Genomic DNA, 22,481 nt, shown 5'->3' on the forward strand with positions numbered 1-22,481 from the left:
ATCTAATTGAGTCTTATTCGTGATCGGAGATTAAAATTAGAAATGATTATATTTATGAAAGTACCGTACTTTTAGAACCTAAAGTTTTAAGATATCAGTATTCTTAATAATATGACTAAGTACTACTATTTTTTTTGTTTTGTCTGAGATTATTAAGATGTAATAAGGTGTTTCGCTTGCAGTTAAAGTGAAATCATATTAGCCTTATGCGAAGAAAAAATAGGACTCATTGAATATAACAATAAGTAATACATAACAATAAAAAAATTGGGTAAGTTATGGGAAGTATGTTAGGACTCGAGAGAGATGCCGAGAACATGGGAAAAGTTTGTTCGTCCTACTGTCATCAGTGTAAGCAGAGGACTATTTGGGAGTTTGGCCGCCTCACACAATGGATAAAGTTACTTTCTTTGAAAGCCATTTCATTTAAGAAAGAGTATTTTATTTTTTGTGAAAAATGTGGTGACGATTTTGAACTTCGCAAGAGTGAGTTCAAACAGCTGGAGAAATTGATTAATAGTAATCAGTCTGTGAGTCATTCACAGGTTAAGAACGGATTGTTTAAGAGAATATACAGTAAGCAGCTCTCCCATAATGGCACCATTCCTTTTTATTATAACTCTCGTGAAAATAGCCAGTTTAGAAATAATGAAGTGAAAAACCACACCGGTAAAAATTAATACGTCAAAAGTACTTCACACACAATGTTATCACTGTGTGTGATTTTTATACTTAGTAACGTAAGATTTTTAGCCATGCTGGCTAGTTAAGCGTTGATTAAGTGTTTTTCATGTATGCCTGTTGTGTTGGACACTTATAAACATTTCCACTTAGCGTAACATTTGTTTGGGATGAGCCGCCGCCATATTCATGGTCATAGCTTCCCGTTTGGCCTGCTCGTTGAGTCAGGATATAAATGGTATTGCCACCCATGGCATATGCCTTGTTTTTGAGATCATTCCGAGCGCCGGTTTCCAGATCTTTATTAGAGGTAAATCCACCTGTAAAAAAGTCACCCTGATTGCCAGTAATGTCACCTAAAAACTGACACTCTTTTCCGGGTTCATTATGAGTCAACTTTACTAGTCGAGCGCCTGGGGAGAGCTTGATCGCCTGACAGGCAGTTAAACTAAGAGCGACGGTTATCATAACAAGCTTCTTCATCGTTATTTCCTTTCAAATATCATTAATTATTGACGGGTAAGTTTGAGGTTATAATACGGTTTTCATCTGAATTTAAGCTGAATACTATAATCTAGAGTTGAGCTGCTGCGCGTTAGAAAGTACTAATTATAAAAATTGCACAGAGTTGTGCTGGTAATAAGGTCGGCTAGACGATAAAGTAGCTTGTCTGTTAAATACAAAAAAGCTTATTTAGGAAGCGAGTCATGGAAAAACACCATAAAATTAATTACATCGAATTTCCTGTAAAAAATATTCCAGAAACTAAGGCATTCTTCGCTCAAGTTTTTGAGTGGCAGTTTGTTGATTATGGCGATGATTATTGTGCTGTTTCTAATGCAGCGCTGGACGCCGGCTTTTTTCAGTCTGATCAGATTATGACTACATCAAATGGTAGTGCGCTAATTGTTATTTACAGCGAACAGTTGGAGCAAACTCACCAAAAAATATTAGAAGCGAATGGACAGATTACCAAGCCAATTTTCTCATTTCCCGGTGGAAGGCGTTTTCATTTCTCCGATTTAAACGGCAATGAATATGCGGTGTGGTCTGATAAGTAGGGGCTAAAAGCCGATAGGTTCCATTACTGATGTTAGCCAGGTATACAGTCAAAAATAATGAAAACTGATTTCGATAATTCTCTATCTCGAATAGGTACTCTTAGTATCAAGTGGGAAAAGAACTTAAATAAATTTGGGAAAAAAGATGTTATTCCCTTATGGATTGCGGATATGGATTTTGCGACACCGCAAGTCATCACGAATGCTCTTTCACAAAGACTTGAACACCCTGTGTTTGGTTATAGTTTTCGTGCCTCTGAATATGTCGACTCAATCATCAATTGGTTGCTGTCACGTCACGGCTGGCAAGTCAAAGCTTCCGATCTGTTGTTTTATCCTCCAGGCACCGTTCCTGCGCTTGATATGTTAGTCAGGCTATTGACCGAACCCGGCGATGAGGTGATTGTACAGGTGCCTTCTTATCCGCCTTTAATGAAAGTAGTAGCTAAGAACAATCGCGTTCTAGTCGAAAACCCATTAATTGCAGCGGAAGAAGGTTATCAGATGGACTTTGAACACTTGGAAAGATGTTTTACTCGAAAAACAAAATTACTGATATTGTGTAGCCCACACAACCCAACCGGAAGAGTTTGGGAAAAAAATGAGCTGTTGAAGCTAGCCGAGCTTTGTAAGGAAAATAATGTCACTGTAATTAGTGATGAAGTCCATGCCGATTTAATCTTTTCAAATACAAAACATTGGCATTTTAATCGTCTTGACAGAAATCAAAGACCGTCGAGTATTTCAATTATATCGTCATGCAAAACTTTTAATATTGCTGGTTTGCCTCAGTCAACATTAATTTGTGATGATGAAAGTTTAAAACGGAAAATTCAGTTTATTATAGACACTTCTCAGCTTAATCTCGATGGAATATTTTCTGCAGTTGCAACAACAGCTGGCTACCAAAGCGGCGGTGAATGGCTTGATGGACTATTAGAGTATCTTAAGGCAAACCGAGATTACTTATGTCATCGAGTCAGTGAAGATTTCGTTGATGTTAGCGTGGTGCCTGCACAAGGAACCTATCTAGCCTGGCTAGATTTTAGAAAGCTGGAATTGGAAAATAAAGTTATCGAGCAAATGTTGATCCAAAAAGCTGGCGTGGGGTTGTACAACGGTCTTGAGTTTGGCAAGAATGGTCGAGGTTTTTTTCGATTAAATTTTGCTTGTCCACGCTCGATTCTTGATGAGGCACTCAATAAACTCGTCAGCGTATTTGGTTAAAATAAATGTGTGTACCAATCCACAAATTTACTATTCTTTGTCGATTTTATTAATCAGGTAAATACAATGGCGCCCGAAGGCTGAAATTAATAGGGTTTTCAGTTTGGGCGCAGTTTTTATCAGCTTTTCCACTTGATTTTACGATCAAGAAAAAGGAAAAAATTAATGAAATCAATTATCAAATTAATGAGTAAGAGTATCTTTTTTCTTATCTTATTTTGCTTACCTTATCTATCCAATGCAGACGAAGTAACCAACGCAATTAATGAAGGGTTACGCCAATATCAAAAAGGAGAATTTTCTGCGGCTACCTCGCAATTGGATTACGCTGCCGCTTTAATCAGGCAACAAAAAATTGGACGAGTGATTACCGTTTTTCCTGAACCATTAACTGGGTGGAAAGCGGAGGTTGCTGGTAGCGACTCTAGTAGTGAATTAACGCTCGGCGGTGGTATTACCGCCAACAGAATATATTCTCTTGGTGAAAGGCAGGAAGTCGAAATTGAACTAATGATGGATTCCCCGATGCTACAGTCAATGTTATCGATGTTTAGTAATCCTTCAATGATTACCATGAGTGGGGCAAAATTAATCTCCGTGCAGGGGATTAAAGCGATGTTACGCGTTGAAGACGGAGATATCGAAGTTATTCTGATTGTTAACAATAATGCAATGTTCACACTTAAAGGATACGGCGCCAGTGAGGAAGATGTTATCGCTTATGCTGAGGCGCTAAGATTAGATAAACTGAGTTGAGTTGTCAGCTTTCAGTGATTTAAGTCGCTGACAGCCTTTCTTTCCAATGAATACTTTCGATCTGATTAGTTCCGTCAATTTATTTCCTGACTAACAAAAGCTAAGCTGAGTCGCGGGCATACCACAGCGATAAGATGTGCTCTGTTTACCTAATAAAGTGCTTTTGTGTGCAAAGTTAAAGTGTTAATCTTAGCCTTTATACATTTGCTTTTTAATTTATATTTAACTGATGATTACATTTATTGATAAACAAACAATAGAGAGCCACTTTGATTTTCCTGAGTTAATTGAGCGTTTAAGAAGCGCGTTTGCTCAATCAAATGTCGAGGTGCCAATGCGGCACCATCATGACTATGCCAACCCTCCTGAGGACAGAGAATCAACACTTTTATTGATGCCTGCATGGGATCCCGGTAAAGATTTAGGGGTAAAAATGGTAACTGTTTCGCCCAATAACGGTGACTATAATTTACCTTCAATTCAGGGTATTTACTTATTATTTGATGCCCATAAAGGTAGCTGCAAGACATTATTAGATGCTAAGTCGCTGACCGCATACCGAACCGCTGCAACATCGGCATTGGCATCCAGTTATCTTTCTAGAGAGAATAGTCGTTGCCTGATGATGATTGGCACAGGAGCCTTATCATCAGTGCTAATCAAAGCGCACGCGGCGGTCCGTCCGATAGATAAAGTTATCATTTGGGGCAGAGATCCATTAAAAGCTGAAGCATTGAAAAAGACACTTGTTGACGAACCATTTGAAATTGAGGTTGTGGAAACTATTGAAAGTGGTATCAAAAATGCGGATATCATTAGTTGCGCAACTTTAAGCGAAACGCCTTTGATTAACGGTGAATTACTCAAACCAGGTCAACATCTAGACATGGTTGGAGCCTATCGACCAGATATGAGAGAGGCCGATGACCAATGTTTGCTCAGGAGTTCCATTTTTGTGGATCACTACGCTGGCGCACTCAAAGAAACCGGTGATATCGTGATACCTATGCAGCAGGGGATTATCCAGAGAGCCGACATCAAAGCCGAGCTTTTCGAGTTGTGCAAAGAAGCTGCGACCGGGCGAGAACATAGCGAAGAGATTACTTTTTTTAAATCAGTTGGTCATGCGTTAGAAGACCTTGTTGCCGCGACTCTAATCGCAGAAAAAGTTAATCTTTGAGTTTATTTAAAGTGAATTAGCTGCCTGCTAGTACTCACCAGGATTAAGGTTTATTACTGTGAAATACCAATATGTTGAGGTGCTTTTGATTTATGTCGAGTGATTTTATTAACCGGTTTAAGACCCAAACTGCATTTCGACCTTTATCTGACAGCCATATCATTGATGTGATCGATATGCATACGGGCGGAGAACCATTAAGGGTGGTTATTAATGGTTATCCGCAAGTTCAGGCTGATTCGTTGCTTGAGTATCGAAAACAGCTAAAACAGAATTTTGATCATTTTAGAACGGCCATTATGTTTGAGCCGCGAGGCCATGCGGATATGTATGGTTGTTTGTTATTACCACCGTTTAATAGTCAAGCAGATTGCAGTGCCATTTTTATGCACAATGAGGGTTACAGCAGCATGTGTGGCCATGCCGTTATCGGTATTATGACTTTAGCTATTCAAATGAATTGGGTGGAAGTTCACAACGATATCGCGGAGCTAACCATTGAAGCGCCATGTGGGCTAATTAAAGCACGGGGTTGTGTGAATAATGGAGACCTAAGCGATATAACGGCTTCGTTTGAATGTGTTCCTTCCTTTGTCACTGGGTTAAATGAAAGCGTTCATATCGAAAGTCTTTCTCAAAATATTCGATATGATCTGGCTTACGGTGGAGCGTTTTATGCTTATGTTGATGCAGAACAACTTGGCTTAGATTTAGTACCAGAAAATAATCGACAGTTAATTGAGTTGGGAACTGAAATCAAAAATGCGGTACTTGGTAGCAGTGAAAAAATCCTCCATCCTTACGAACCGGAACTTAGCTTTCTTTATGGGACTATTTTCATTGGCGGGCCTATTTCGGCTGGCGTTGATAGCAGAAATGTTTGCATATTCGCAGATGGGGAAGTAGACCGTTCACCAACTGGTTCAGGGGTTTCTGGTCGCATGGCATTACATTATGCTAAAGGAGAAATCAAAATAGGCGAATCCATGAAAATTGAGAGTATTCTCGGCTCACAATTTATCACTTCGGTACAGCGGGTAGAAGAGTTTGGCTCTTATCAGGCGGTGATTCCCAAAGTTTCAGGTAACGCTTTTGTTTGTGGTGTAAACCAATTAATTATCAATCCAAATGATAAACTTCGAAACGGTTTTTTTCTGCGCTAAAAGCGCGAGTAATAAACTCGCGTTGAGTTTCACAGTGTATTTTTTGTTTACCAAAATCAATTAATTCTATCGCCAATAAACTTTGGCGCTAATAAGCTTAGTGTTACTATGACTGTGAGTGCTTAGCCAGGATTTTGTGAAATGTCATTACCGTCGCAAGACGCCATTTCGTCTGAAGATAAAGACCAAAAAGTTCAACAGATTATTTTTGTCGAAGGCAGTGCTAATTTGCTGGTTTTGATAGCCAAAGCTTTTGTTGGTTTTTCGACCGGCTCACTGGCTATTATTGGCGACGCTATTCATTCGTTAACCGATGTTACCAACAATGTGGTGGCCTGGAGTGTGGTAAAACACGCCAGTAAACCAGCTGATAAAGAACACCCATATGGGCACCGTAAATTTGAAACCCTGGCGGTATTAGGGCTCGCTGTATTATTGTTGGTGCTTGCCTTTGAATTGGTTATTCACGCATTTCGTCGAGAAACCCCAGAGATTTTCAGTTCTGGTTGGGAGTTGGCGATTATGCTTTTTGTACTAATCATCAATATCGTGTTGGCGTCTTGGCAGAGAATGTGGGCAAAACGACTTGATTCGGATATTTTGCATGCCGACGCGAGCCATACTTTTTCTGATGTATTAACGACTGTTGTTGTCATCGGAGGCTGGCAATTGTCAGCGATGGGTTATGTGTGGTTGGATAAATTATGTGCACTGGCAATTGCTGGATTTATTTTATATCTGGCAATTCAATTATTTAAAAAAGCTGCGCCAGTGTTAGTTGATGAGTTTGCCATCGATCCAGAACTTTTGACAAAGTCAGTTGCTAAGGTCGAAGGTGTTTACGCGGTTTCTAGAGTGAGATCTCGTTGGATCGGAAACCTTGCTTCCGTCGATATGATCATCCATGTGGCTTCCCACCTGACAACTGAAGAGTCTCATAAGATTTGTGACGAGGTGGAAATAGTTGTCGAACAAGAATTTAATGTTACGGATATATCAATTCATGTTGAACCAGTTAAAACTCGTCCGATTGGTATTGATGAAGCTAACAATCATTCGATTGGTGTTGAAGAGTAACTTTAGTCTAATTAAACTTAGGGGCCAGCAGGGCGATTCCCTTCAGTTTTAATCACATGAGAATATTATTTTGAAATCAACTCTTCGTACTATTATTTTGTGTCTGATGATTGGCACTTTTGTTAGCCAGGCGCAAGAAGCTCCAGCAAACAAAAAGCAAAACGGGGCTGACGTTCAACCGGATAATTTGTTTCCCAGAGTGTTATTAGAAACTGCCGTAGGGAAAGTTTTAATTGAGCTGGATCGTGATCGTGCGCCGATTACCGTGAATAATTTTTTAGCTTACGTCGTTGCCGGTAGCTACGATGGGACTGTGTTTCATCGTGTCGTAAGGGATTTTGTCGTTCAAGGTGGTGGTTACGATATCTTGTACAATCCTCGGGATCAGCGAGAGCCGATTTTTAACGAGTCTGGCAATGGGTTAAAAAATGAAATGTATTCTATTGCCATGGCAAGAGAAAGTGATCCTCACTCTGCGACCAACCAATTCTATTTTAATATGGCTGATAATGAGAGCCTTAACCCTGGAAAAGATTGGGGATACACCGTATTTGGAATGGTGATGGAAGGTGGCGAGGTGCTCGACTTAATTGCAAGGGCGCAAACACATACCAACCCTGAACTTGGCTGGGATGAAGTGCCGATAAAACAGATTGTTTTAAAAAAGGCGACTCTGCTCAAAGAGGAGTAAACACCAGCCAATTAAGTGAAAGTGGCCAGGCACTACGAATTTTGATTGCTAAACCAGGACTCCAGAATCAGTGCTGCTGCAATACTATCAACTTGGGATTTCTTAATTTTTTGATAACCGCCAAACTCAAATAATTCATCTCTGGCGGCGGCGCTTGATAGTCTTTCATCGACCATTTCTACCTGGACGCCAAAACGGCCGTGAACTCGATTAGCAAACTTTCTGGCGCGAAGTGTTATCTCTTGATCGGTTCCGTCCATGTTAAAGGGCTCGCCCACTAAAACTTTCTTCGGCTGCCAGTGCTTTAATAATATTTCTACCTGCGTCCAATTAGGTACACCATCATTGGCTTTCAGGGTATCCAGTGGAGAGGCGGTTTGAGTGATGGCTTGTCCTACTGCCACGCCGATTCTGGCCAATCCAAAATCGAATGCTATAACTTGACTCATGCGTGTCCGGACATATTACTCAGGTTTTCGATATCAACACCCAGAAGCTGAACTGATTTCTCCCAGCGTTTATCAATTTCGGTAGAGAAGACAATTTCTGGATCAACAGGGACTGTCAGCCATGAGTTCTCCATTATTTCTGTTTCTAACTGACCAGCTTCCCAGCCTGCGTATCCGAGCGCAATAAAAGCCTCGTTACTGACTTCATGGCGACCGATGGCGTGAAGAATATCGGCTGACGTAGTTATCGATATGTTGTTTTTTAGTTGAATACTTGAATTCCAGAGTTTTTCGGCACGATGAAGGACAAAACCTCTATCGACCTGAACCGGGCCACCAGCAAATACGGGGTTAATGTTGTGGCTTTGCACGCAGGGAATTTCCATATGTTCAAGTAATTCTGAAGTGGAAAAGTCTAGCGGGTGATTGATGACTATCCCCATCGCGCCGTCTTCATTGTGCTCACAGAGTAAAGTGACGCTGCGGCTAAAGTGAAGGTCTTTTAGGGACGGCATCGCAATTAACAGATGATTTTTCAGACTTGGAAACTTGCTCATAATATTATTGTTGGTGCAATTGGGGTAAATTACAAGTCTCAATCTTGGATAAACCTAGATTAATTTGTTCTCAGCTTGTAATCAGGTTGAAATTGCCAGACACGGATAATTTCGAGAATGTCGGTATCTTTAGTCATTTCTTTGGTTAATGGCCTGAAAGGCGCTGCCAATCGGACTATTCTCAGTGCTGCATTATCGAGAATTTTCTCACCCGAACTCTTCATAATTGACAATTGATTGATGGTACCGTCACGGTTTATGGCCACTTTGAGGGTCAAATTTCCATAAACTTTATTAATTTTGGCTTTTTGGGGGTAATTTTGGTTGCCAACCTGCTCAATTTTTCGGCGCCAGCTATCCAGATAAAGGGCATCTGACGACCTGTGAACCGAAGCTGATATCGCCCTGCGGCGTCCTTTACGAGCTTGATTGATATCACGATTATCTAAGTTAGCGATAAGGCCCGACAACTGGTAGCTTTTGTCGATTAAAGCTGCCGCGTCGGGTACTTGTTGCTGACTTTTCTCGCTATTTTCTTGCGGGTTGTGCGCAGCTGATAGTTCGCCCAGACTATTGATAATTTCAGGTGTAGGCTGGGAGTTCGCTGACGATGCTCTCATTTGCTGAGGTTCGTTGGCGATTTTATCAGGATCATTAAACTGCGCCATTTCCGTGGTGCTGGGCATCAGTTTTTCTTCGCTTTCACCACCACCTTCTTGATTAGCCTGGCCGATGAAATCCGCTGTTTCTGGTTTTTTCTCAGCTTCAAATTGAGCGAGAATCACGTTGAACGTCTTTTCATACTTGCTATCAGATAGTTCTGGCAACTTAAAGCCAACGCCAAAAAAGACCAATGCGTGAAAAGCCAGCGCAAGAAATGCGCAAAATAACAATTTATCTGACTGACTGATTTTGGGGTGATCCTGACTATCGATCGTCCCCTCATAATTTTGCATTAAGATAGCACCGTGTTTGTTCTGCAGTAAGGTTCTATTACTCAAACCTTTTTTCTATTGCGTCAAATAGTGTACCAGCAATATTAGTATCAAAGGCAGCGTCTATTTCACAAATACAAGTCGGGCTGGTGACATTTATTTCAGTTAGGTAATCCCCAATAACGTCTAAACCAACGAACATGAGCCCCTTTTCCTTAAGTGTCGGACCAACCTGGGATGCTATCCAGCGATCGCGCTCAGACAGAGGTTGCGCCTCACCTCGACCACCGGCAGCCAAATTTCCGCGGGTTTCGCCTTTTGCCGGAATACGTGCCAGACAGTAAGGAATAGGTTCACCATCAACCATCAATATGCGCTTATCACCACGAACAATATCGGGAATAAATTCTTGCGCCATTGCTGATTGAGTGCCTAATTGAGTGAGAGTTTCGATGATAACGCCGATGTTCGGATCGTCATTTCTCACTCGAAATATTGAACTACCGCCCATCCCATCTAACGGTTTTAAGATAATATCCCCATACTTCGATAAAAACTCTCTAAAGTCTGTTTCGTTTCGGCTCACAAGTACGCCGGGAGAGCATTGGGGAAACCACGCCGTGTAAAGTTTTTCATTAGCATCTCGAATACTTTGCGGGTCGTTTACAACCAGTACACCTTGCTCTCGAGCAAGTTGAAGTAAGTAAGTGCTGTAAACAAATTCCATGTCAAATGGTGGATCTTTGCGCATTAGAATGACGTCGAAGTTTGTAACTGGTACGCTAGATTGTTCACCCAACTCAAACCATTGGTCGGGGTCAGGCATCACCTTAAGTGATCGTGAATGAGAAATGACTTGATTTTCTGACAAAATCAAATCATGTTGTTCGAGATAAAATAATTGATGGCCGCGACTTTGTGCTTCAAGAAGCATCGCGAAACTACTGTCTTTTTTAATATTGATCTGAGAGATAGGATCCATCAGAATTGCGATTTTCAGCGACATTTCAATTCTCGACTATAATTGAGGACTGGGGAAGGGTACTATTAGTACCCCATTATAGAAAGTTATATTTAAAATTCAATAGATTGCCTATACTTATCAGTGGGTTACAAAGCGTTTTTAAAGTTGTATGACTCTCATGTCTTTTAAAAGCTTGATTCTAATAGTTTTCTTTTTTAAGCTAACATATTGAAAAGTCTTTACGACCAACTCGCAAATCCCGTAAAACTGTGTGGAATAGCGCGGTTTTTTGTGTTAAAAGTTACGCAGGCTTATATGTATAAGTTCAACATGCGTGGTTTGGACTTGAATTACGAGTGACAATAGCGGTCACTTGATGAGGAAATGTTCGATGGAAAATAATTTTCAGGGTCTAAAAGCAATGGTTATTGATGACAGTAAGACGATTCGTCGGACTGCTGAAACCTTGCTTAAAAAAGTTGGCTGTGAAGTGGTGACTGCAGTTGACGGCTTTGATGCACTGGCAAAAATAGCTGATCATAAACCGAACATAATATTTGTCGATATTATGATGCCTCGGTTAGATGGTTACCAAACTTGTGCATTAATCAAGAATAATAAGGACTTTCAAGATACGCCGGTCATTATGCTCTCTAGCAAAGATGGCTTGTTTGACCGGGCAAAAGGACGTATTGTGGGGTCCGATCAGTATCTGACCAAACCTTTTAGTAGAGATGAATTGCTCGGCGCGATAACGGAGCACGTTAGTCACGTGTAAAGCTGTTCATGTATTTCAGATTTGTAAGCTTTTTAATCAACACAAAAAGCTACGCGGGGGAAAAAAGTAAATGTCTAAGATTTTAATTGTGGATGACTCACCGACAGAAATTCACGTTCTATCAACCATTCTAGAATCAAACGGATATGAAGTCGTTACTGCAGAGAGTGGCGAAGCTGGTGTTGAAGTTGCAAAACAGGAATTGCCCGATCTTGTACTGATGGATGTTGTTATGCCCGGACTCAACGGGTTTCAGGCAACCAGACAGCTCAAAAAAGATCCAGCTACAGCGCATATTCCAGTTGTTATAGTAACTACCAAAGATCAGGAAACCGACAAAATCTGGGGAATGCGACAAGGTGCTAAAGATTACCTAACCAAGCCAGTCGAAGAAGGTAATTTAATTAACACTATTCAAGCGATTTTAGGACGCTAGAATTTCACATGAGCGAAATCACTGATATACAAGCGTTCGAGTTTCTTCAAAGCATTGAGCAGCGAAGTTTTGAAAGTGCATCTGTGTCAACACGCGAAGAAGATTTAAGTCGATTTTGGACAGGCGTTGGGTTTCGCATTTCTGGCAATGATTATGTTGTCAGGCTGAATGAAGTTGCTGAGATCATCTCGATTCCACGTCATACCAAAGTACCTGGCGCAAAAAATTGGGTTAAAGGTTTGGCCAATATTCGCGGTACCTTGTTACCTATCATGGATCTACACAGTTTTTTAGGGCGTAAAGCACCGCATGCTTTGCGCCGTCAGCGATTATTAGTTGTGAATCATGATGGGGTTCACTGCGGAGTGATTGTCGATGAAGTATTGGGGTTGAATCACTTCGAGGATGAGGATTGGGTGCAGGAAATTCCCGTGCATGATGATGCCATGCAACCTTTTTTAAATGGAGGTTTTTATTCGGGCGAAAAACTGTGGACAGTTTTTAGTCTGAACACCTTGGCCGAGACACCGTCGTTTCGCCAGGTTGCACTAATATAAAAGACGGGCCTGTTTATTTAAACAATTATTGCTTTTGAAACATTTTTGCATTCAGGAATTTTATTATGAGCGCAGCAGACGATAAGAAAGGCCAATTAGAATCGGGGTCGAACACTGGCATATACATTTGGTTGTTATTGCTATTTATTGTGATTGGGGGCTTCAATCTTTTCATGGGGCAAAGGGAAAGCCAATTCAACCAATCCAGATTGACCAAAGCAGGTAACCTGAGGGTACTGTCACAGCAGGTTGCGAAAAACGCGTCTGAGGCATCGCGAGGAAATGCTGAGGCTTTTAGGCAGCTAACATCTTCCACCAAGGAATTTCAGGCCCAGTTTAATCATCTCGATAAAGGGGATGATTCGAAAGGACTCCCGCCTTCTAACGAAGTCATTCGTAACAAAGAAGTAAAAGATGTTGGTGATTTATGGACCAACATGAATCGAGAAGCGGATGTCGTATCGCAAGGACAAGATACGGTAATTGGTCTTTATGATATTGCCGGAGAGTTATCCGCAACGATTCCGCAAATGCAGTTTCTTTACCAGAATGTACAAGATATTTTGCTCGACTCAAGGGCAACTGCTGAGCAGGTGATGTTTGCAACTCGTCAAACAACTTATGCGGAAAGAATTCTCAGAAGTTTCCAGAAGGTACTTGCCGGTGGAGACGACGCTGAAATTGCTGCGCAGAATTTCGGACATGACGTGGATGTTTTTGGTGAAGTACTGACCGGCATGCTTGAAGGCGATGCCATGATGGGAATTGCCAGAGTCAACAACGCGGAAGCAAGGCAAGCCCTTGAAGAAATTGCTAATCAGTACGTTGGTGTTAAACAAAATGTGGACTTTGTAATTCGCTCTACAGAAGAGCTATTTAAAGTACACGAAGCATCAGATACGATATTTACCCAGGCAAGTGACATGCTGTCACTCACCGAAAAGTTACAGAGCGCTTATGAATTCCATTCTGAAGATTTAAAACAGATAGGGCATCCATATTACTCCGCTGCAGCCGGTGCATTTATTTTACTCTTCATCATCTTGCTTTATGCGCGTCAAAGAACCGATGACCGAAGTCGTACCGAACGTGCAAGACTAACCGCCGACCAGGAAAAATTACAGAACGAGAGAAACCAGCAAGCTATCATCCGACTTCTGGATGAAATGGAAGGACTGGCAGATGGTGACCTGACAACCAACGCGACGGTAACAGAGGACTTCACTGGAGCGATAGCCGATGCGATGAACTTTACCATTGACCAATTGAGAAGTCTGGTATCGACGATTAAAGACTCGGTTGTCAAACTGGCTAATGCGACAGACGCAACGCAAAATATCTCGATGGAACTGGCACAAGCATCTCGCAATCAAGCGCAAGAAATTACCGGGGCCTCTGCTGCGATTAACGAAATGGCGGTTTCCATCGAGCAAGTATCTGCAAACGCATCGGAGTCAGCGACGGTTGCGGAAAAGTCGGTGGACATAGCGAAAAAAGGTGGTGAGGTTGTACGAAATACCATCCAGGGGATGGATACAATCCGTGAGCAAATTCAGGAAACATCAAAACGAATTAAACGTCTGGGTGAATCGTCCCAGGAAATCGGTGATATCGTATCTTTGATTAATGATATATCTGACCAAACAAACATACTGGCACTTAACGCGGCAATCCAGGCATCGATGGCAGGGGAAGCTGGTCGTGGTTTCGCGGTTGTTGCGGATGAGGTACAACGACTGGCGGAGCGTTCCGGTAATGCAACCAAGCAGATAGAAGCGCTGGTAAAAACAATCCAAACCGATACAAACGAAGCGGTTATATCAATGGAAGCCAGTACCGCAGAGGTGGTCCATGGAGCACGACTTGCACAAGACGCGGGTGTTGCACTGGAAGAAATCGAAAGGGTATCTAAAAGTTTGGCAGACTTGATCCAGAACATATCTAACGCGGCCCGCCAACAAGCAGCGTCTGCGGGACATGTTTCCAATACGATGAATGTTATCCAGGAAATCACCAATCAGACATCTGAAGGTACACAAAATACTGCGAGTTCCATTGGTAAGTTGGCTGAACTGGCGGATGAGCTGAACAACTCAATTGCCGGTTTCAAACTGCCAGACGAAGCTTAATAAAGCGGAATTTTAATGGCTGCTTTTAATCTTCCAGAAATGGAATCAAAAGAGTTTGCATTGTGGCAAACTCTTTTGGAAAAGCGAACCGGAATGTGGCTGCCTGAAAGCCGCAAAGCATTTTTGATTGCAGCGCTTACTCGTTTTATGAAAGACAAAGGTGTTAACGAGTATAAAGAGCTTTACTCAAAATTAGATGCAGGAGCGATATCGGTACTTGATTGGGCCAGTTTAGTTGACTCTTTGACAGTTCATGAAACTTGTTTTTATCGAGATATACCATCGCTAAAAGTAGTAACTAGTTATTGTCGAAATAAAGCGTTGGAAGGGTTTCAAAAAGACTCTTCTAAACCACAACATGTCCAGATTTGGAGCGTTGGATGCTCCACTGGAGAAGAGGCATATAGTCTCGCTATTGAAATGGACAAGCTGAACATCGGGCTTAAAGAAGCTTGTGATAAAACGGTTTATTTTGGTGTAACTGCGGTTGATATTAGTTATCCATCATTGGCTGTTGCTCGTGAAGGAATCTACGTAGGCAGGCAGTTAGATTTTGTTCCTCAAACGACTAAAAACTTTTATTTTAATCGGCTGGCCGATGATTACTACCAAATAAAAGATCAAATAAGACAGAGAACATGTTTTATTCAAAGCAATGTACTCGACCTTGGGAGCAAAAACAAACAGGAATATGACGTTATTTATTGCCAAAATGTACTGATTTATTTTCGAGATGAACGAAAAAAGAAAGTCATTAACCAATTAATAACCAGGCTTAAACCTGGTGGAATTCTGGTTTTAGGGCACGGAGAAATTACTAACGTCAGTGGCGATGAGTTAACCAGAGTTGATAATAAGCATTGTCTTGCGTATTTGCGTAAAGATAACTAAATAAAGTAAATATCGGAGTGGTCATGACCGACAACTACGACCAATTAGCACTAAGCTGGGTCAGAAAAGAAATTAATAATACCCTTGATCAAGCTAGACAAGGGTTGGAAAATTTTGCTGAAGATAACCAGGACCAGACTCAGATACAGTTTTGTATCAATTGTCTGCATCAAGTCCAGGGTACTTTGCAAATGTTGGAGTTTTCTGGTGCCGCAAAATTGGCGTCCGAAATGGAAATTCTGGCTGAAAAAATGGCATCAGACAACACCTTTGCTGTAGAAGCGGCATTCGAGGTTTTGATGCGAGCATTGTTACAAATGCCCGGTTACCTTGAGCGTGTTGAAGAAGGCCAGAAAGATATTCCTGTCATTTTATTACCGCTTATTAACGAACTTCGTGCAGCCGGCAATCAGACACCGATTTCAGAAAGAGAGTTGTTTAGCGCTGACACTCAGGGCGTGCTACCGCCCAAAGCCGTTGAAAAAGTTACTGAGAAAGATAAAACAACAGCGTTTCAAGATAATGCCAAAAAACTTCGCGCGCATTTTCAAAAAGGTTTGACGGGGGTTATCCGTCTCGAAAAGATCAAAGAATCTTTGGCAAGAATTCACAAGGTGTTGTTGCGTCTAGAGGCTTTAACTGAAGGTCATCCTGTTTCTCGATTATGGTGGGTTGCTGATGGTTTTATTTTTTCGATAACAGAAGGTGGCTTGTACAAAAGAAAAGAAGTGCATTTGCTTCTTTCTCAGGTTGATAAGCAAATTAAGCGTTTATCTGATCAGGGCAAATCGGCATTAGATGACGTTATTCCTGAAAAATTATTGTCACAATTACTTTATTTTGTGGCTCGCTCGAAATCGAAAAACGCGCGAATCAATGCGCTAAAAGAAGAGTTTAACCTGGAAAGCGTTTTAGCTGATAGTGAGCAAATTAAAAAGCGCCAGGCGCGTCTGGCGAAACCAGATTCAACAGCAGTTTCAAATGTTGCCGGTGCCATTAATGAAGAACTTGCCACTGTAAAAGATCAGCTCGATCTGTTTGTGCGGGCTCAGGCTAAAGATCCTTCGCAACTGCAAAATCTTGTTGATTCGTTAGTAAGAATTAGCGATACCTTAACTTTACTTGAACTCGCGATTCCTCGCGATGTTATTCGTCAGCAAGTTAAACAGATCCAGAAACTTATTGATTTAGGCAAGATGCCTGATGACTCCACGGTAATGGACATCGCTGGTGCATTGTTATTTGTTGAAGCGAATCTGAAAAATATTAACTTGGAAGCTAGTAGCCAGACTAGTGATGAAGTTGAGTCCAGCGAATTAAGTCAAACTCAAGCGAAAGAATCGCAAGTTGATGATGCGACTGAGGCACTTATCAAAGTGGCGCGTAAGAGTATGCAGGCTGCGAAAGATAAGATGATCAATTACATTGCCTCAGGATTTGAGCGAGAGGCACTTGCCGATGTGCCGAACTTGCTCGAGGAAGTATTAGGCGGGGTGCGAATTGTTCAATTTGATAATGCAGCGCGAATATTAAAAATAGCGAAAGATTTTGTTGAACAGCGGATTATTGCAGTAGAAGTTCAGCCAAAAGAAGAGCGCCTGGATGCGTTGGCCGATGTGATCACTAGTGTTGAATATTTCCTAGAAGCATCTGAAGAAGGAAAACATCGCGGTGTTAATTCAATCCTGAAAGGTGCACAAAAAAGTGTGGAGTCACTCGAAAGTGCACTGAGTGAAGCTGCCCCACAAGCTGAAATTGTTAGCGTACCTGTGCCTGAAAAGGCTCAGGTTGAAGAACATCAAATGGAAGAAGTGCCAGAACCTGTGAAAACAGAAAAGGCCGATGTGATTCCACTTGTTTCATCTGCGGAAAAGCAAGTTGATGAAACGCTGATTGATGAAGAAGTGCTCGAGATTTTTCTTGAGGAAGCTGAAGAAGAAATTCAAACAATCAATGACATGCTTCCAAGATGGACTAATAGCTTACAAGATGATGAAGCGCTCACAACATTACGCCGCTCTTTTCACACGTTAAAAGGCAGCGGCCGATTAGTTGGCGCTAAGGTCATTGGTGAAGTCAGTTGGGCTGTTGAAGACATGCTCAACAAAGTCATTGAAGAGTCGATTCCTGCTGAGACTCAAGTGATCACTGTGCTTAACGAATCACAGGCTATGATGCCTCAGTTAGTGGATGCTTTTGCCCACCAAAAACCAATTGAGTGTAACTATCAGCAATTAGTTGCTAAAGCTGAGCATATTGCAAAAGGCAAGCAGCTAGCTGACTTTGACTTTGCTGAGCCAGAGGGTGAAGTTGAAGAAAAAGCTGCCGACGTTGCGGCGAGTCAACCGGAAGCCATTGATCCCGTATTGCTGGAAATTTTCTCAACAGAAGCCCAAAGCCATTTAGAAACAATCGCAGATTACTTAAGCGGTGCACCTAGAGAAGGTAGCGTTGCTGTCACTGACGATATGATACGCGCGCTGCATACCCTTAAGGGAAGCGCGAATATGGCCGGTGTAGGAACAATTGCCAAATTAACCGGCCCATGGGAAAAGTATTCTCGGTTAATCAAGGGAAGCGGACATCGCTTCGAACAAAATGTCATCGCGTTACTTCAGGATACTCATGACTATTTGAAACAGTCGCTCGATAATCTGACTAATTCATTGCCATTAGATAACGACCAGCTGACGGAAATACTCGACAATATTTCCCAGCTCAAAACTGACTATGCGACAGCAACGGGATCAAGTGTAAAACAACGTGATCAGCAATTTGTTTCAATCTTCTTGACCGAAGGTTTAGATATTTTACATGAAGTGTCTAAATTAAATGATTCGCTTGAAAAAGACTTTTCGAATGCTGAGCTTAAAGAGTCGATTCGATTTGAATTACACACTTTTCATCGTGGTGCAGAGTTGGTTGCAATTGATGAGCTTGAGCAACTTGCCTCAGCTTCGGAAAAGTTAGCGACTTTTGCAGCAAATCGAGATTCTATCTCCGAAAGCTACAACTTACTGCTGGTAGAGACCATCGAAAAACTCACCGCAATGTTAAACAAAATTGCTTCGGAAGAAGATATCGAATCACCGCAAAATATTGTTGCCAAGATCGATGAATGGATTGAAGGTTCCGGGACTGAATCGGTACCTGAAGATATGGATGTCGAGCTAGTTGAATTATTCGTCGAGGAAGGTGAAGAGCTAATTGAAGCAGCCAGAGATCTATTATCTCGCTGGAAAGATAACTTAAACAACAAAGATATCATTGTTGAATTACGAAGAATCTTCCACACGCTTAAAGGCAGCTCTCGTATGGCCGGCGCAATGAATGTCGGCGAACTAGGCTATGCTGCAGAAGACTTATTTAATACTGTTGTTGATTTTGGTCGAGAGTTATCGCCAGTCGATTACGATATCACCATTGCAACTACAGATAAATTAGAAGCCATGATCGCAGAGTTGAAAACGCTACGTTGGCCTGGAGACGCTTCTCAAGATGTAAAAATTATTCGCGACCATCTGTCACCTGAAACTGAAGTTGCAGAAGTGGTTGTGGAACCTGAAGTTGAAACTGAGCCAGAAGTCGAGGCTGAGTTAGAAGTCGAACCGCAGGCTGAAGTTGAAACAGAAGCTGAGATTGATTTTGAGCTAGAAGTACCGACAATTGTTGATGAGGTTTCAGATGCCGACGAATTTGTTCTGGATAGCGAAGTAGAACAAAACGAGATAGTCGCAAACGAAGTAGAAACTGAGCATGATGCAGAAATTCTTGTTGAAGAAGAATTACTTGAAACAGAACTTCCCGCTTCAGAGTCGGTTGAGGAATTGTCAGAAATATCGCTCGATTCAGAACCTGCAGCTGAGGAAGCTGAGATTACTGATGAGTCGCTTACCTTTGACTCAGAGTTAATTGAAGCCGACGAAGAAACTTTCGAAGTGGAGTCCAGTGGCGATGATGCTGAGTTGATTCCGACTTTAGAAGATGTCGCGGAACAAGAAATTTCTGAACAAGAAGTAACGGAAGAAGAACTAGAAGAGCCAGAAGTAGAAATTGAAGCAGTTGAAGCTGTAGAAGCGGAAGAAATAGAAACACTTGAAGAAGCGACTTCGTTGGAAGCATCTGATTTTGATAGTAGCGAGTTTGATGATTCGGAATATTCAGAATTAGAAGAGATTGAAACCGTTCAGGATGAACCATTAGAAGCGCCTGTCTCAGAGGAAGAGCTTGAAATAATTGAACCGGTTGCGACTGAAACAGAAGCGCTTCAGACAGAAGATGTTGAGCTTGAGTCGGAAACTGCCGAGCTAGAAGCGCTTGAAGCCGGTGAAGCTGAGCAAGAAGAAATTGCACAAGAAGAAGCTGAGCAAGAGAGTATCGTATCAGAAGATGCTGAATTAGAAGAGCTGATATCAGAAGACGAAACCGTCGAGCAGGTCGATACTTGGGAAGAGGAAGAAGAAGCCCATGCTTTCGCCGGCGAAAATGTTGTTGATATTAAACCTGATGAACCAACCACTAGCGAAACTTTTGTTGAAGATACAATCAGTCCAGCGGCTCCCATTGTTGTCACTGGAAATATACACAAGGTTGATCTGGATGAAGATGGTGAAGAAGTTCTAGAAATCTATCTTGAAGAAGCTGATGAGTTATTAGTTACGCTTGATGAAGCGTTGCATGAATGGTCTGAGTCACTAGACAATAAAAACGCAATTGATTTGCTACAGCGAACCCTTCACACAATGAAAGGGGGCGCGCGTTTATCTGATTTGATCATTCTGGGTGACCTTACCCATGAGATGGAAACTTATTTCGAACGGGTCAATAGTGGTCAGTTGACTGCCAGAGATGAAGATGTTGATTTCATGTTGCAGGGATATGATGTTATCGCAGCGCTTGTTAAAGAAGTTGAGACTAAGCGCCAGATGACTGTTCCCGAAACCTACATGAAGTCGTTGGAAGCGCTGATTAAAGGTGAATCTCCGGTGCTTGAACCCGTGGCTGAGGTTCCGGTTGAAGAGGTCGAAGAACCGGAAGAAGCTGCCGAAGCCGATCAGGTCGTTGCTGAAGTTGTTTCATTTGAGAAGAAAAAACAGCAACAGGCAGAGAGCAAAGCTAAAGTTCAACAAAGCACAGAAGTTATCAGGGTGCCATCCGAACAGTTGGAAGGATTGGTTAACCTGGCTGGTGAAACCAGTATTTTCAGATCACGTCTGGAACAACAGATGTCGGTGCTTAAATATAACCTTGAGGAAATGAGCGCGACAATCGAACGTTTACGAGATCAACTACGAAATCTTGATATCGAGACGGAAGCACAAATTTTATATCGTCGAGAAATTTCCGGCGGTGCAGAATATGAAGATTTTGATCCACTAGAAATGGACCGGTATACACGACAGCAGGAGTTGACTCGTGGTCTTGGCGAAAGTGCGGTGGATTTGATGAGCTTAAAAGAAAGTTTGGACTCACTGACTTCTGACTCGGAAACTTTGTTGTTACAGCAAGGGCGAGTCAATACAGAAATGCAAGAAAGCTTGATGCGAACTCGCATGATTCCGTTTGAAAGTCTGGTGCCAAGATTGCGTCGAATGATCCGCCAAATTAGTACCGAATTGGGTAAAACAATCGAATTATCGATTAGTGCTGAAGGCGAAATGGATCGCAACGTATTGGAGCGAATGATTGCGCCGATTGAGCACATGTTGCGTAATGCGATGGACCACGGAATTGAATCGCCAGACGAACGGCGCGCGAATCAAAAACCTGAGAAGGGCAGTATCAAGATTTCTTTATTCCGAGAGGGTAGTGAAGTCTTTATCAAAATTCAGGATGATGGCCGCGGCTTGAATCTGAAAGCTATTCGACAGAAAGCGCAAGAAAAAGGTTTGATTAGCGAGTCATCGGATTTGTCCGACCACGAATTGCAACAGCTCATTCTTGAAGCTGGTTTTAGTACCGCTGAAAAAGTCACGCAAATATCTGGGCGTGGTGTTGGAATGGACGTTGTGAGTAGTGAAATTAAGCAGATGGGCGGTGTGATTGAAATTGATTCTACCCAGGGAGTCGGCTCAATATTTACCGTTAAGCTTCCATTTACTGTATCGGTTAATCATGCGTTGATGGTGCAGTTAGGCGAAGAAGTGTTTGCCATTCCGCTAGCAAATATTGAAGGTATTGTACGAGTAAGTCCGTTTGAGCTTGAAGAATATTACTCTAACGAAGACGTCTCTTTTGAATACGCAGGAATTGATTATTCCATGTATTACCTTGGGCAGTTACTCGATCATAATCGGTCGGCTAACTTGCAAGGGGTTACACAACCCTTACCGGTATTATTATTACATGGCGCAGATCACCCAACGGCGCTGCAAGTTGATGATTTGTTAGGAAGTCGAGAAATAGTTGTGAAGTCTTTGGGTAGCCAGCTGAGCTTAATTAGTGGCTTATCTGGTGCGACAATTCTTGGTGATGGCCGAGTTGTATTAATTTTGGATATGCCGGCACTTATTCGCCGAATTGACGCAACCGTTGCGCTTGATAGAGAAGAAGTCGTGCAGGTTGAGGATGATCGTGCACCAGTGGTGATGGTTGTCGATGACTCGATTACAGTTCGTAAAGTAACCACGCGATTACTTGAGCGACACGACTTTGAAGTGATTACCGCAAAAGACGGTGTTGACGCCTTGACGGTTCTTGGCGATCAAAAACCAGATGTTATGTTATTAGATATTGAGATGCCGCGAATGGATGGTTTTGAGCTTGCAACAATTATCCGTCATGATGACGCATTGAAAGATTTACCTATCATAATGATTACATCGCGAACCGGGGAAAAACACCGTGAGCGAGCCGAACAAATTGGCGTTAATCAGTATATGGGTAAACCTTATAATGAAGTCGATTTATTGGATTCAATTTCAGCACTGTTACCAACGAGAACTTGAGG

At 42.0% G+C, this 22,481-nt stretch carries 19 protein-coding genes; 14 read left to right on the forward strand and 5 right to left on the reverse strand.

The window, feature by feature from the left end:
• Positions 1–287 precede the first annotated feature (287 nt).
• Complete coding sequence (locus FLL46_RS05620) at positions 288–680, forward strand: hypothetical protein (RefSeq protein WP_168204062.1); 393 nt, start codon at positions 288–290, stop codon at positions 678–680.
• 97 nt (positions 681–777) lie between these two features.
• Here the strand turns inward: FLL46_RS05620 and FLL46_RS05625 are convergent, their stop codons facing one another.
• Positions 778–1,164: a DUF4156 domain-containing protein gene (locus FLL46_RS05625; protein ID WP_142892494.1), complete on the reverse strand. Its 387-nt coding sequence runs from the start codon at positions 1,162–1,164 to the stop codon at positions 778–780.
• A gap of 224 nt (positions 1,165–1,388) precedes the next feature.
• Between FLL46_RS05625 and FLL46_RS05630 the strand changes: the two genes are divergently transcribed.
• The 7 genes from FLL46_RS05630 to FLL46_RS05660 all read left to right on the forward strand — a co-directional run bounded on the left by FLL46_RS05630 (position 1,389) and on the right by FLL46_RS05660 (position 7,836).
• Positions 1,389–1,742, forward strand: a complete 354-nt coding sequence (locus tag FLL46_RS05630) for a VOC family protein (protein ID WP_142892495.1) — start codon at positions 1,389–1,391, stop codon at positions 1,740–1,742.
• A 57-nt stretch (positions 1,743–1,799) separates the two neighbouring features.
• Positions 1,800–2,969, forward strand: coding sequence for a MalY/PatB family protein (locus FLL46_RS05635; RefSeq protein ID WP_142892496.1), 1,170 nt, complete (start codon positions 1,800–1,802; stop codon positions 2,967–2,969).
• 165 nt (positions 2,970–3,134) lie between these two features.
• Positions 3,135–3,725: a hypothetical protein gene (locus tag FLL46_RS05640; protein ID WP_142892497.1), complete on the forward strand. Its 591-nt coding sequence runs from the start codon at positions 3,135–3,137 to the stop codon at positions 3,723–3,725.
• 229 nt (positions 3,726–3,954) lie between these two features.
• Positions 3,955–4,905, forward strand: a complete 951-nt coding sequence (lhpI, locus tag FLL46_RS05645; protein ID WP_142892498.1) for a bifunctional Delta(1)-pyrroline-2-carboxylate/Delta(1)-piperideine-2-carboxylate reductase — start codon at positions 3,955–3,957, stop codon at positions 4,903–4,905.
• A 92-nt stretch (positions 4,906–4,997) separates the two neighbouring features.
• Positions 4,998–6,068, forward strand: a complete 1,071-nt coding sequence (locus tag FLL46_RS05650) for a proline racemase family protein (RefSeq protein WP_142892499.1) — start codon at positions 4,998–5,000, stop codon at positions 6,066–6,068.
• A gap of 141 nt (positions 6,069–6,209) precedes the next feature.
• Positions 6,210–7,145, forward strand: a complete 936-nt coding sequence (locus FLL46_RS05655; protein ID WP_142892500.1) for a cation diffusion facilitator family transporter — start codon at positions 6,210–6,212, stop codon at positions 7,143–7,145.
• A gap of 70 nt (positions 7,146–7,215) precedes the next feature.
• The gene (locus FLL46_RS05660) at positions 7,216–7,836 is read left to right on the forward strand and encodes a peptidylprolyl isomerase (RefSeq protein WP_246119270.1); all 621 of its coding nucleotides are present in this window, start codon (positions 7,216–7,218) and stop codon (positions 7,834–7,836) included.
• Positions 7,837–7,868: 32 nt separating this feature from the next.
• Here the strand turns inward: FLL46_RS05660 and ruvX are convergent, their stop codons facing one another.
• From ruvX to gshB, 4 genes are read right to left on the reverse strand one after another with little or no spacing between them, the layout of a single operon-like run.
• Complete coding sequence (gene ruvX, locus FLL46_RS05665) at positions 7,869–8,285, reverse strand: Holliday junction resolvase RuvX (protein WP_142892501.1); 417 nt, start codon at positions 8,283–8,285, stop codon at positions 7,869–7,871.
• Complete coding sequence (locus tag FLL46_RS05670; RefSeq protein WP_142892502.1) at positions 8,282–8,842, reverse strand: YqgE/AlgH family protein; 561 nt, start codon at positions 8,840–8,842, stop codon at positions 8,282–8,284. Before FLL46_RS05670 ends, ruvX begins: the two co-directional genes overlap by 4 nt.
• Before the next feature lie 59 nt (positions 8,843–8,901).
• Positions 8,902–9,798: an energy transducer TonB gene (locus FLL46_RS05675; RefSeq protein ID WP_142892503.1), complete on the reverse strand. Its 897-nt coding sequence runs from the start codon at positions 9,796–9,798 to the stop codon at positions 8,902–8,904.
• Between the two features lie 37 nt (positions 9,799–9,835).
• Entirely contained in the window at positions 9,836–10,783 is a 948-nt protein-coding gene (gene gshB / locus FLL46_RS05680; protein WP_142892504.1) for a glutathione synthase, read from the reverse strand.
• A 349-nt stretch (positions 10,784–11,132) separates the two neighbouring features.
• Here gshB and pilG point away from each other — a divergent pair, with 349 nt between their 5' ends.
• The 6 genes from pilG to FLL46_RS05710 all read left to right on the forward strand — a co-directional run bounded on the left by pilG (position 11,133) and on the right by FLL46_RS05710 (position 22,479).
• A complete protein-coding gene (pilG, locus tag FLL46_RS05685; protein WP_142892505.1) occupies positions 11,133–11,519 on the forward strand; it encodes a twitching motility response regulator PilG in 387 nt (128 codons plus the stop codon).
• Positions 11,520–11,589: 70 nt separating this feature from the next.
• Positions 11,590–11,955 carry a response regulator gene (locus FLL46_RS05690; RefSeq protein ID WP_142892506.1) on the forward strand — a complete coding sequence of 122 codons (366 nt, stop codon included), beginning with the start codon at positions 11,590–11,592 and terminating at the stop codon, positions 11,953–11,955.
• Between the two features lie 8 nt (positions 11,956–11,963).
• The gene (locus tag FLL46_RS05695) at positions 11,964–12,512 is read left to right on the forward strand and encodes a chemotaxis protein CheW (protein WP_142892507.1); all 549 of its coding nucleotides are present in this window, start codon (positions 11,964–11,966) and stop codon (positions 12,510–12,512) included.
• 65 nt (positions 12,513–12,577) lie between these two features.
• A complete protein-coding gene (locus tag FLL46_RS05700) occupies positions 12,578–14,641 on the forward strand; it encodes a methyl-accepting chemotaxis protein (RefSeq protein ID WP_142892508.1) in 2,064 nt (687 codons plus the stop codon).
• 15 nt (positions 14,642–14,656) lie between these two features.
• Complete coding sequence (locus tag FLL46_RS05705) at positions 14,657–15,532, forward strand: CheR family methyltransferase (protein WP_142892509.1); 876 nt, start codon at positions 14,657–14,659, stop codon at positions 15,530–15,532.
• Positions 15,533–15,555: 23 nt separating this feature from the next.
• Positions 15,556–22,479 carry a hybrid sensor histidine kinase/response regulator gene (locus FLL46_RS05710; RefSeq protein WP_142892510.1) on the forward strand — a complete coding sequence of 2,308 codons (6,924 nt, stop codon included), beginning with the start codon at positions 15,556–15,558 and terminating at the stop codon, positions 22,477–22,479.
• Positions 22,480–22,481 lie beyond the last annotated feature (2 nt).

It is taken from the genome of Aliikangiella coralliicola (genome assembly GCF_007004725.1).
GTDB classification, from domain to species: Bacteria; Pseudomonadota; Gammaproteobacteria; order Enterobacterales; family Kangiellaceae; genus Aliikangiella; species Aliikangiella coralliicola.